This is a genomic window from Paenibacillus sp. MAHUQ-63 (assembly GCF_028765165.1).
GTDB lineage: Bacteria > Bacillota > Bacilli > Paenibacillales > NBRC-103111 > Paenibacillus_E.
Genome location: NZ_JARADB010000001.1, coordinates 1,579,950 through 1,592,237, shown reverse-complemented (window position 1 = coordinate 1,592,237; position 12,288 = coordinate 1,579,950). Strand labels below are relative to the sequence as shown.

General features: G+C 50.9%; 11 protein-coding genes. 7 read left to right on the top strand and 4 right to left on the bottom strand.

Going from position 1 to position 12,288, the window contains the following annotated elements:
• Positions 1–262 precede the first annotated feature (262 nt).
• The 4 genes from PUT07_RS06985 to PUT07_RS06970 all read right to left on the bottom strand — a co-directional run bounded on the left by PUT07_RS06985 (position 263) and on the right by PUT07_RS06970 (position 4,959).
• Entirely contained in the window at positions 263–1,411 is a 1,149-nt protein-coding gene (locus tag PUT07_RS06985; RefSeq protein ID WP_274467101.1) for a conserved virulence factor C family protein, read from the bottom strand.
• Between the two features lie 71 nt (positions 1,412–1,482).
• The gene (locus PUT07_RS06980) at positions 1,483–2,070 is read right to left on the bottom strand and encodes a guanylate kinase (RefSeq protein ID WP_274467100.1); all 588 of its coding nucleotides are present in this window, start codon (positions 2,068–2,070) and stop codon (positions 1,483–1,485) included.
• 161 nt (positions 2,071–2,231) lie between these two features.
• Positions 2,232–4,088 carry a DEAD/DEAH box helicase gene (locus PUT07_RS06975; RefSeq protein ID WP_274467099.1) on the bottom strand — a complete coding sequence of 619 codons (1,857 nt, stop codon included), beginning with the start codon at positions 4,086–4,088 and terminating at the stop codon, positions 2,232–2,234.
• 181 nt (positions 4,089–4,269) lie between these two features.
• The gene (locus PUT07_RS06970) at positions 4,270–4,959 is read right to left on the bottom strand and encodes a YhcN/YlaJ family sporulation lipoprotein (RefSeq protein WP_274467098.1); all 690 of its coding nucleotides are present in this window, start codon (positions 4,957–4,959) and stop codon (positions 4,270–4,272) included.
• A 276-nt stretch (positions 4,960–5,235) separates the two neighbouring features.
• Here PUT07_RS06970 and coxB point away from each other — a divergent pair, with 276 nt between their 5' ends.
• The 7 genes from coxB to PUT07_RS06935 all read left to right on the top strand — a co-directional run bounded on the left by coxB (position 5,236) and on the right by PUT07_RS06935 (position 12,203).
• A complete protein-coding gene (gene coxB / locus PUT07_RS06965; protein WP_274467097.1) occupies positions 5,236–6,252 on the top strand; it encodes a cytochrome c oxidase subunit II in 1,017 nt (338 codons plus the stop codon).
• Between the two features lie 27 nt (positions 6,253–6,279).
• Positions 6,280–8,151 carry a cytochrome c oxidase subunit I gene (gene ctaD, locus PUT07_RS06960; protein ID WP_274467095.1) on the top strand — a complete coding sequence of 624 codons (1,872 nt, stop codon included), beginning with the start codon at positions 6,280–6,282 and terminating at the stop codon, positions 8,149–8,151.
• A complete protein-coding gene (locus tag PUT07_RS06955; RefSeq protein ID WP_274467094.1) occupies positions 8,148–8,762 on the top strand; it encodes a cytochrome (ubi)quinol oxidase subunit III in 615 nt (204 codons plus the stop codon). Before ctaD ends, PUT07_RS06955 begins: the two co-directional genes overlap by 4 nt.
• A gap of 1 nt (position 8,763) precedes the next feature.
• Positions 8,764–9,081, top strand: a complete 318-nt coding sequence (locus PUT07_RS06950; protein ID WP_274467093.1) for a cytochrome C oxidase subunit IV family protein — start codon at positions 8,764–8,766, stop codon at positions 9,079–9,081.
• A gap of 83 nt (positions 9,082–9,164) precedes the next feature.
• The gene (locus PUT07_RS06945; protein ID WP_274467092.1) at positions 9,165–10,022 is read left to right on the top strand and encodes a cytochrome c oxidase assembly protein; all 858 of its coding nucleotides are present in this window, start codon (positions 9,165–9,167) and stop codon (positions 10,020–10,022) included.
• Positions 10,023–10,040: 18 nt separating this feature from the next.
• Positions 10,041–10,496, top strand: a complete 456-nt coding sequence (locus PUT07_RS06940) for a DUF420 domain-containing protein (RefSeq protein ID WP_274467091.1) — start codon at positions 10,041–10,043, stop codon at positions 10,494–10,496.
• A 336-nt stretch (positions 10,497–10,832) separates the two neighbouring features.
• Complete coding sequence (locus PUT07_RS06935) at positions 10,833–12,203, top strand: sodium-dependent transporter (RefSeq protein ID WP_274467090.1); 1,371 nt, start codon at positions 10,833–10,835, stop codon at positions 12,201–12,203.
• Positions 12,204–12,288: the final 85 nt, after the last annotated feature.

Sequence of the window (12,288 nt, the reverse complement as noted above, 5' to 3'; positions counted from 1 at the left end):
GCTGCTTCACTAGCCTTTTGGTGTATATCGAAGGGATCCGGCCTGCGGGCTAATCGACTAACGGACACACCAGCTCTTATTCACCCCAATCGAGCGGTTGTGAAATTGTAACGGACATGGCAGCCGTTATTCTCTCATTTCCGCGTGATTTCACCTTGCCATCGGGCAAATAAGGTCCCTGGTGTCCGTCAGATCTGCAGCGCGGCTGAATTCAGGGAATTAACGGCCGCGGTGTCCGTTAGACCTGAATGATGCAGACCGTTTACAGCTCATTCCGCCGCGTCATTTGCTGCCATACGGAGCCCTCGGCGGCATGCCCGCCTTCGATCCGCTCCAGCGCGATCTTCACCTGCATGCGGACCTCGAACTCGGGGTCGTCCGCCGCTTCGTGCAGGTCCTTCAGCACGGAGCTGTCGCCGACTTCGTATAAGAAGCGCGCGGCGCGCCAACGGACCAGCTTGTTGCGGTCCTTGAGCGCCTTCGCCATGGCCGGCATAGCGGCCGGGTCGCCCAGATCGGACAGCGTATCGCCCGCTGTCCGGCGCACTGAAGCCGTATCGTCCTCCAAGGCGCGATACAGGTAAGGCAGTACCTCGGGCTCCTTGATGTCCCCGAGGTACACCGTCGCCAGCCGCCGGATCGACGTGTTCTCGTCCTGCAGGGCATGGACGAGAAGCGGCAGCGTCTCCAGCGACGGCTGAATCCTCTGAAGCGCGGCGTAGCGCAGCTTCCAGTCGCTGTGGCGCAGCTGCTCCAGCACTGCGCCTGCTTCCAGGCCGGCTTCGGCATCCGCGGAAGCCGCGGCCGGGGTCTCCTGCATCGCCATGGAGACCAGGGATTCGACGCGGGCGGTGTCATAAGAAGCGTCCAGTTCCTGGACGACTTCGCCCGCGATGTCTTTGAGCTCGCCGTAGCGCACGCCGAGCTCTTCGAGCTTCCGCTCCTTGATCAGGTTCGGCGATGCCGTACCTGCGCGGACCGCCGCCTCGGTGAAGCGTTCGGGCATGGCCGCCCGAACTTCTTCACTGCCGGCGCGCACGCGTACCTGGAGCGGGATGCCGCGGAACATCTGCACGAGGACTTGGGCCTCGCCGAACGAAACATCGGCCTGCGGTTGTTCGGCCATCAGTCCGGTTCCGGACGCAGCCCCCGCAGCTTCGCCGAAAATGTCCCGGGCCTTGGCCAGAATGAACTGCCAGTCCCCTTTGGAGGTGCGGTCCAGCGCGATGAAGTCGGCTGCATGGAACACGCTGATGACGCCTTGAACGGCCATCAGTTGGCGGATAGGTTCCGGAGCCCCGGCGATGTTATCCTTGGTATAGGTGGTACGAACCCCTGCGGGCAGGGATTCATCCATGTTCAGCTTCATGGAATTCGGGCTTGGTGTAGGTTCGATAGAAATGATTTTCATAACGAAATGCTCCTTTCCGTCAATTGAAAAGACCCGGACGCATGACGTCCAGGCCTGTTATAGGCTGTATGTTAATCCAGATCAACCAGATTCCGGTTCAAATATTTGTCCAACGTCTTGGTCAGATCAAAAACGGTATGGGCCAGATCCACATTCTCGAAGACGTGATCGCACTGATCGCGGTAAGCCATCTCATCTTCATAATGAGAGAGATATTTCTGAATCATGTCTTCGGAATCTCCGCTTTCTCTCATCCGCTCCTCGAGGGTATTCCGCTGCGCATAGATGAAGACAAGCACGACGCGGTCGCCATACAGCTTCTTGAGCGTCTCCGCACCGAAACGGTTCAAGATCAAATAAATGCTGCCGCTATTCTCGAACATATGTTCAATATCGGCGCTTTTGATGCCATATAAATGATCATTGACGGTACTGACCTCAATGAATTCACCGTTTGCCTGCGTCTGGACGAATTGGGCAGGGGAGATAAAGTGATAATCTTGACCGTCTTCCTCGGTTGCTCTCGGAGGTCTGGTGGTGTAAGAAATCACTTGCTTCATGCCCAGTGTAGATCCCGACATTTCAGCAACTGTTTTACGACCAGCTCCGTGCGGACCGGTGAATACAAAAATCATTTCCTTGTCCTTTAATGCGTACATGGAACATACCTCCTTATTTGTGAAAAGTGGGGGGTAAATCCTACGTGCCTGCAACGGTGTTGAAACGATTTTTGTCTAAGTAGGATCATTTTCAACCATAGTTATATTTTACATGGTTCAGGTTGTTCGGTAAAGGTCTGGCTTTGAAAACGCTTTTTCGACTAGCGGTTTCTGCCGCGTCCGCCTTTCGGCGCACCGTCTCTAGATGCAGATCCGCGAGGTGCTGATCCGCGGGTTCCACTGCCGCGAGGCGTGCCGCCGCGTGCGCCGAAGCTATCGCTGCGGGAGCCGCGCTCCGCACTGCCGCCGCGTGCGCCGAAGCTATCGCTGCGGGAGCCGCGCTCCGCACTGCCGCTGCGCGCGCCGAAGCTGTCGCTGCGGGAGCCGCGCTCCGCATTGCCGCCGCGTCCACCGCCGCGGCCGCCGCGGGAAGCACCAGCGGCATCGTTACGTTCCGTACCGGCGTACTTGTTGTACGGCGAGAAGGAACGATCGCCGTTCTGTACGGTGCGCTTGCGGTCTGCACCTTCGCTGCGGCCTGCTGCGCGCGGAGCGCGCTCATCGCCGCGGCCCCAAGTGACGCGCGTCTTGCCAGCGCTTCGGCCGTCACCGCGGCCCGTTTCCACGCCTTCGGGTTCCTTGCTCACGGCGCGGCCCCATGTATTCGGATGGCGCTCCGAATTCACCTTCGACGGCCGTGCGCCTCTAGGCGCATCGCCGCGGCCTGCGCGGCCTGTGCCGTATTGCACGCCGGCTCTGTCTTCGCGTGCACCTGATCGGCCCCGGCTCTGGCGGCCTTCTCCGGCTCGCTCGCCGCGGCCTGTGCGGGAGCTGCCGCCGCTGCGGCGCCCGGAACCTCTGCCGCTGTGCTCAGCGAATTCCTCCGAAGTGGAGCGTACGCGGCGCTGTTGAGACTCGCCGCCGCGCAGCGACATTTTGATGCCTTTCTCGATCAGCTCGATCGTCGGCATATCCCGCTGCGTTGCGAAGGTAACGGCAACCCCCGTCTCACCGGCGCGGCCCGTACGGCCGATTCGGTGAATATAGCTCTCGGCATCCTGCGGTACATCGTAATTGAACACATGCGTAACGCCTTCGACATCCAATCCGCGTGCGGCAATGTCCGTTGCAACCAGGAGCTCGACGCGGCCATCGCGGAATCGTTTCATGACTTGCTCCCGCTTGGCTTGGGACAAGTCCCCGTGCAGCTCGTCGGACATTAGGCCCAATTCCTGCAGGGCTTCATTCAAGGCGATGGCTCTTGCCTTCGTACGGCAGAAAATCATCGCCAGATAAGGTCTGTACTGTTTGATGGCCGCAACCAAAGCGTCTAGCTTTTGGCGGTCGGTCGTCGGTACAAGCACTTGCTGAATTTCCGTCAATGTGACTTGTTTGCTTTGAATTTTGATCTCTCGCGGTTCTTTCATATAGGCCTTGGACAAGTTCATCACTTGGTCAGGCATGGTAGCGGAGAAGAGCAGAGTTTGGCGATAAGGAGACGTCTGGGCAATGATATCCTTCACTTCATGAAGGAAGCCCATGTGCAGCATCTGATCCGCTTCATCCAATACAAGTACTTTCAATTTATAGAAATTGATAGAACCGCGGCGAAGATGATCCAGCAGCCTTCCCGGAGTTCCTACTACTATATGTATGTTCCCTTGAAGTTTTCTAAGCTGTTTTTCTACATCCTGGCCGCCATAGGCCGCAAGTACCTTAGCTCCCGTAACGGGGGCTAGTGTTTTCAATTCGTTGGTGATCTGAATCGCGAGCTCCCGCGTAGGCGTCATAATCAGAGCTTGCACATCCGTGCTTTCTACATCGATGGTCTCTAATATCGGAAGAACGAAGGCTAATGTTTTGCCTGTACCTGTCTGTGCTTGTGCAATAACATCCGTGCCTTGCAGCAGCACGGGGATAGCTTCTCGTTGAATGGGGGTCGGTTCTACGACGCCTCCTGCTTGTAATACTTGGACAAGACGTTCTCTAATTCCTAATGAGGCAAATCCATTTGACATGGTAAATTGGCCAGCTCCCTTTTTCCTACTATTTATAGGGAACTTTGGTCATTGACCAAAATCTCCCCGGTGTAAGACGATTCCCCCATTGTACAGGAATGCCAGACAAATGAAAACAGGAGCCGGCCTACATGCAGTAATTATCTTCTTTATATATAGAAGAAATTCATCAGAACGTTGTTTAATCTTCCGGCAAAACCTGCGCCGTACCGAAAACCCGTGATACGGTCTGGTTGAAATCCGTTAAAAGCGGCATCAGCGAATGCCCTTTCCAGCTTTCTTGCGCATAGTTGTTCATTTGGTTAAGAAAATCACGGTTGGCGGAAATGTAAACATCCATCACACTTGGTTGAAGCAGACGAATTTTCTCAGCCATAGCTTGTTTGAAACGATGGGAGAGAAGATCGTGATGAATCGCTGTTTCATAACTATTATATCCATTGCTTAGATCATTGGAGGGCAGATAATCGTTGAACGGGGCATTATCATTATAGAAGCCTTTCAGCGTACCTTGGTTGTTTGCTTCCTTGGTCGTGCCTTTGGTGCCCGTTGCGCTGCTGTCGATCATTAGGGCGACATAGGCGTTTTTATCCGTTGTCATAACGATGGCCGTATTCACACCATTCATGGCATTCAGCTGATTGGATAGGAATTGGTTGTATTCCAGCTTCGTATTATCGTGCTTGACCGGTCCGTAGAGCTGCTGCGTTTGGTAGGCTCTCTCGGAATCTGTCGATTTGTCGACAGGGGATCCGAAGTTGGTATGGTCCGGGCTCTTGCCATATTCCCTTCCGCCTTCCGTACATCCGGTTAAAGCCAGCATGAGGAATAGCATTCCAGAAATAGGAAAACCTAACTTACTGAGCATCATAAATGACCTCCCTTATCACGTGTAATGTCTATTAGGATGGGATGTTTCTCTCCTTTTATTCGTGTTCACAAATATACACTTTTGTGCATAGAGAGGTGGGTGTATGGAAATAGCCATGGAGGGAAAATATATCGCTACAGAGCGGTTTAAGAACAATTTGTGAACTCTGCTCCAGCGATTGACAAAAACTTTTCACGAATTTATAGTTAATAAAGTGAATTGACATGGGCATGGCCATCGTGGTAAAAATAATGTTTTAAAAGTGGGGTTGATACAATGAGTCGATTGAAAAAGTTATGGCGTCTGCTACCCCTTCTAGCGGTAATGACGTTCTTGCTAACCGGGTGTGGAGACCCAACTCTGTCTGCTTTACAGCCAAAAGGTCCTGTTGCATCAGAGCAGCTATTCCTGATGAAATTAAGTCTCTTTATCATGGTTTTTGTCGTAATTGTCGTTTTTGCAATTTATGCGTATGTTTTGGTTCGCTACAAGAAACGCGATGGCGACAACAGCATACCGAAACAAGTGGAAGGAAGCCACGTGCTTGAGATCATCTGGACCGTCGTTCCGATTCTCTTGCTGTTAGTGCTTGCGGTGCCGACAGTATCCTACACTTTCAAACATTCTAAGAATTACACGCAGGACAAAGCCGCCGTTCACGTCAAAGTCACTGCACATCAATTCTGGTGGCAGTTCGAATATCCGGATCTGGGTATCGCAACAGCTCAAGAGCTTGTTGTACCAAAGGATAAAATCATTGCATTCGAACTCGTTTCCGCGGACGTTTCTCACGCATTCTGGGTACCATCCCTGGGCGGTAAAGTAGATACGAACCCTGGAATCTCCAATACGCTTTACTTGCAAGCTGATGAAATCTCCACGTTCCAAGGAAGATGTACAGAGCTTTGCGGAGCTTCTCACGCCTTGATGAATTTCACAGTTGAGTCTAAGAGTCAAGCTGATTTCGATGCTTGGGTAGCGAAAATGAAAGCGCCTGTTACTGTGCCGGCAACTGCACAGAAAGGTGAAGAACTTTTCAAAGAAAATTGTATGTCTTGCCACGCTGTTACAGCTAACGGCCCTGGTGTTGCTCCGAACCTCAAAGGTTTCGCAGACCGCGATACGCTTGCTGGTGTTCTGGAACATACGCCTGAGAAAATGGCTTTATGGATACATAATCCACAAGAGCAGAAGCCAGGTAACAAAATGCCGGCCTTCGGCAAAGAAGCAGGCGGCAAGCTTGACGATGCCCAAATTAACGATATCGTTCAGTACTTACAGACTTTGAAATAAACTTCTCAGGTAAAGGAGGTTCATACGTTGGCTCACTCTCATCCAGTAAAAAAACATACCGGACTTATGGATTGGCTTACAACAGTCGATCATAAGAAAATCGGTATCCTGTACTTACTTGCGGGCGGGTTCTTCTTCCTCGTAGGTGGACTTGAAGCCATTCTGATTCGGATTCAGCTGGCTTACCCCGACCAACATATTTTCGTCGGCGATGCATTTAACCAATTAACAACGATGCACGGAACTACGATGATTTTCTTTGCGGCGATGCCGGTCATCTTCGCATTCATGAATGCCATCGTTCCTCTACAAATCGGTGCAAGGGACGTTGCGTTCCCATTCGTGAACTCGCTTGGTTTCTGGCTGTTCTTCGCGGGCGGCATTCTGATGAACACAAGCTGGTTCTTGGGCGGTGCACCGGATGCCGGATGGACGGGGTACGCTCCGTTGTCCTCGATCACGGACTCCGGTTGGGGCCAAACGCTTGAAAATAACTTGCAAGGAACAGACTTCTATGTACTCGGTCTGCAAATTGCCGGTATCGGTACGCTTATCGGGGGGATTAACTTCCTCGTTACTATCATCAACATGCGTGCACCTGGTCTGACATATATGCGTATGCCGATGTTTACATGGGCTGCATTCATCACATCCGGTTTGATCGTTCTTGCTTTCCCTGCCATTACAGTTGCCTTGGTTGAGCTGATGTTTGACCGTGTCTTCGGCGGAGCATTCTTCGATGCAGCCAGAGGCGGTAACAACGTACTATGGGAGCATCTATTCTGGATCTTCGGTCACCCCGAAGTTTATATCTTGATCCTTCCTGCATTCGGTATCATCTCCGAGATCGTTTCGACGTTCTCTAAGAAACGTCTTTTCGGATATAGCTCCATGGTCTTCGCAACTGTGTTAATCGGTTTCTTGGGCTTCATGGTTTGGGTTCACCACATGTTCACAACAGGCTTGGGTCCCGTTGCCAACTCGATCTTCTCGATTGCAACGATGGCGATTGCGGTTCCTACAGGCGTTAAAATTTTCAACTGGTTGTTCACGCTATGGGGCGGACAAATCCGTTTCACAACGGCGAACGTCTTCGCAACGGCTTTCATCCCGACATTCGTTATGGGTGGAACGACAGGGGTTATGCTCGCGATTCCAGCGGCTGACTTCCAATATCACGATACGTATTTCGTAGTAGCTCACTTCCACTATGTTATCGTTGGTGGTCTGGTACTTGGCTTGTTCGCAGGTCTGTATTACTGGTGGCCCAAAATGTTCGGCCGCATGCTGAGCGAAGGTTTGGGTAAATTGCATTTCTGGTTGTTCTTCATCGGCTTCCATTTGACGTTCTTCCCGCAGCATTTCTTGGGTCTGATGGGGATGCCGCGTCGGGTATTTACGTACCAGCCAGGCTATGACCTGGAAGTAGGGAACTTGGTTTCTACAGTAGGCGCATTCTTGATGGGTCTTGGAACTATCGTGTTCTTGATCAACATCATCTCTACAATGAGAAAACCGGTTACAGCTGCAGCCGATCCATGGGATGGCCGCACATTGGAGTGGGCAATTCCTTCACCTGCACCTGAATACAACTTCAAACAAACTCCGCTCGTTCGCGGATATGATGCACTTTGGAAAGAGAAAATGGCTGGTAACAAACAGATGACTCCGGCTGAACCTGTTGGTTCGATTCATATGCCGTCCGCGTCGATCCTGCCGCTCGTTATGTCCATCGGCTTGTTCATTGCAGGTTTTGGTTTCATGTACAAAAACTACATTGTTGCAGGCGCGGGTTTGGTCATCACCCTGATCGCGATGTTCTTGCGTTCGGTCTATGACGACCACGGTTGGCATATTGAGAAAGAAGAGCTTGAAAATGACAAGGGGGTAAAGGCATGAGTAGTCATCACACGGGCGCACTGCCTGCTAATCCGGAAACGGCTACCCTCGAAGGGAAAAATAAGGTCCTCGGATTCTGGTTATTCCTTGGCGCCGAGGTTGTATTGTTCGGTTGCTTGTTCGCGACTTACATCGCGCTTCGCAACTCTGTTCCAGATGGTCCTACAGCAGAGGAAATTTTCAAGCTCAGCACAGTGGGCTGGTCGACATTTATCCTCTTAACAAGTAGTTTGACAAGTGTATTCGCGATTATCGCGATGCACAAACAAAAGCTAGGCCAACTATTGTTCTGGCTGTTGATTACGGTATTGTTCGGTCTTTCGTTCTTGGGTCTTGAGATTTATGAGTTCGTTGAGTATGTTCACGAAGGTCATAAGTTTACAACAAGTGCTTTCTCAACTTCGTTCTATACGCTTGTCGGGTTCCACGGAGCTCACGTAGCGTTCGGTATTTGCTGGATTACGCTGTTGATTTTACAAGGACTGAAGAAAGGTCTTACCGTTGTTACAGCTCCTAAGTTCTATGTAGCAGCACTGTACTGGCACTTTATTGACTTGGTTTGGGTATTTATCTTCACAGTCGTTTATCTGATGGGGAAGGTGGGTCACTAAGATGAGCAGCAACTCTCATGATACACACGCACCTAACAAACGAGTCAAACATGAATCTCCTTTGAATCACTACTTGTCTTACATTATCTCGATCCTGTTGACCATGCTTGCATTCGCAGTCGTTCTTTACGGAGACTTGGATCGTTCGTTCATTCTCATCTTTATCGTGACTTTGGCCCTTGTGCAAGCGGTCATTCAGTTGTTCTTCTGGATGCATGCCAAAGAAAGAGGTCACTTATTTCCACTGATCTTCATTGCGGGTGGAGCTTTCGTAGCTCTGACTGGTGTAATTACAGCCGTATATTGGATGTGGTGGTAAGCCATCAAGGAAGAGGCAACTTTGTCTAGGCAAAGTGCCTCCTCTTTGTTTTCAAGCGAGTTGAAAGGAGAAAGAGATCAGCTATGGGCCAAATTGGTGGATTTTTCGAGTTGTGGAGTCCTGTATTACTATTGGTGGTCGTTGTTGTCGGATATGTATATCATCGCTTTGTCACTAAGGGGAATGGGCAGCCTGCAAATTTCGAGACGGTTTCGGCCAGCCAGCGGATCTCTTTCTACAGTGGACTCGCGCTATTCTACATCGGTCAAGGCAGTCCGATTAATTATATCGGCCATCACTACTTGTTCAGTATGCATATGCTTCAACAAACGCTTCTGTATTTAGTCGTGCCGATTCTGATCTGGCAAGGGATGCGGGGATGGATGCTGCAGCCGCTGATGAAGAATGCTATTTTCCGCGTTGTGCTTACCTTTTTTACCCGTCCGCTCATTGCGCTTTTCTTATTTAACATGCTCTTCTCGATTTATCATATGCCGGTGATTATGGATTACTTGATGACCAATGATCTGGCATTGTTCGGCTACCATACGGTACTGCTGTTTACAGCGTTCATGATGTGGTTCCCTGTCTTCTGTCCGATCGATGAGCTGAATCGCTTGAACGATCTGAAGAAGATGGCCTATATCTTCGGTAATGGCGTCTTGCTGACACCGGCCTGTGCGCTTATTATTTTCGCAGACACGATCATTTATGACATGTATGCGAATGTGACGGTGCCGTTCCCTCATTTGTCGCCTCTTGATGATCAACAGCTTGGCGGTGTTCTTATGAAAATCGTTCAAGAAGTCGTCTATGGCGGTGTTCTTGCGTATATCTTCTTCCGTTGGTATCGCAGAGAGCGGAAGGATGACGACGATATGGAGCTGACGGAAGTACAAGAGGGCTTGAATAATCAGGGCGGGAACTGGAATCGCGCTTAGAAGAAAGGATTTAGGGAGATGCACATTTTACCGACGATTTCTACGATGTTTATTGTGATCAGCGCCATCTTTGTCGGGTTCGGCTGGTATCATATTGTGAAAGGCAACCGGGACACGCATCAGAAGCTGATGGTCCTGGGAGCGATCTTCGCATTGGCGTTCTTCATTATCTATATGTCTCGCACGCTGTTCGAAGGCAATACTTCATTTGGCGGGCCCGAGAGCTTGAGGCTGCCATATCATTTATTCCTATTCTTCCATATTGCTCTGGCAACGCTCGGCGGTGTTCTTGGTTTGATCACGCTGTGGCTGGCTTATAAGAACAAGTTCCTGAAGCATAAGAAGGTTGGAAGAGTGGCGGCGATCGTGTGGCTGCTTACAGCGCCTACCGGTGTGATGGTGTATGTTCTGCTGTATCTGATGTATCCGGGCGGTACGACGAAGCCTGTGATTGATGCGATATTTGGTTTATAAAAGAAAACCGAGCCTGTGGATGTTCACGGGTTCGGTTTTTTTGTTGTGAGCAAATACTAACGGACACACGGGCCTTTATTCATTGAAAAGGGCTTTTTGGAACGTCTAACGGACACACGTGCAGTTATTTGCCCATTTGGGGCGCGGTTTGCTTCAAAAACCTGACAATAAGGTACGCTGTGTCCGTTAGAATAGGCAAGGTGAGGTTTGGCCTTAGCCGGTGGCAGCCAAAACGGGTCGGCCAATTCAGCGGGGTGGTTGTCATATTTTACAAGATGACGGTGGTCAATTATTTAGGTAACCTAATAGAATCAAGATATAGTTAAGGAGTGCATCATGAGTAATCATCAGACATCATTGCAAGCTTCAAGCAAGAAAGCAGGGGCGGCGGAGCGGTTCACCTCTACCGGCTTTATTTTGGCTGCGATCGGCAGTTCGGTCGGGCTGGGTAACATGTGGAAGTTCCCTTATATTACGGGCAAGTATGGGGGGGCTGCTTTTTTCCTGCTTTTTATCGTGTGCTTAATCATAGTCGGGCTGCCGATTCTGCTGGCAGAGATGACGATCGGCCGCGGCGGCAGAGGGAACGCATCCGTGTCCTTTGTGAATTTGACAGGCAAAAAATACTGGGGAGCCTTCGGGTTACTGTCGATCATCACCGCTTTCATGATTATGTCGTACTATGCCGTCGTTGCAGGCTGGACGCTTCATTACACAGCCCAGTCGTTTACCGGACTCTTGTTCCAAAATGGCTCGGATTATAAAGAGAAGTTTGTATCGTTTGCCGGCGGTTACTGGCCAATTTTCTGGCAAGCCCTCGTTATGCTCATCACAGGCGGAATTATCGCCAAAGGGATATCGGGCGGGATTGAGAAATTCAACAAAATTTTGATCCCTGGATTTTTGGTGATCTTACTGGTGTTGATGGTCCGCTCGCTTACACTACCAGGGGCTTCGGAAGGGGTATCGTTCTTCCTGAATCCGGATTTCTCCAAGCTCAATGCGGAGTCTGCGCTTGTTGCGCTGGGACATGCCTTCTTCTCCTTGTCGTTAGGCATGGGTTGTATGCTGACGTACGGTTCCTATGTGGAAAAAAGACAATCGCTTGGCGCAGCAACGCTGGCCATCGGCTTTGGCGATCTGCTCTATGCCTTCATTGCCGGTTTGGTCATTTTCCCTACGGTGTTCTCCTACGGGCTGAAGCCTGGCGAAGGTGTGGGCTTAGCGTTCATGGCGCTGCCTGCCGCGTTCTCGCAGATGCCTTTCGGTGCTTTCTTCGGGGGGTTATTCTTCCTGCTGCTTGCTATTGCGGCCTTGACGTCGGCAATTTCCATTCTGGAAGTGCCGGTCGCCTATGCGATGCATAAATGGCAGTGGAGCCGTAAAAAAGCAGCTACGATTCTTTCCGTTCTGTGCTTCTTGGTAGGGGTTCCATCCGGCCTATCCGTCGGAGGGGTTCTCGGCAATTTCACGCCTGGCGGCAAAAGCATTTTTGACTGGATGGATTTCACCACCTCATATGTTTTGATGCCGTTCGGCGGGTTAATCGTGACCTTGTTCACTGCGTATGCGTGGAAAAAGGCGGGGGAAGAAGCCGGCCTGACGGGCTTCTGGTATAAGGCATGGATGTTCCTGCTGCGTTATGTGGCACCGATTCTCATTATCTTCGTTTTCTTGTACTCGGTAGGTTTGATCAAGTTTAACTAATGCACGAAGGCAAAAGCGGGCGCGTCCTGCTTTTGCCTTTTTTGCGCGGTGGCCGCAGCATTTCAGTTATTTTCCAAATTCCTGT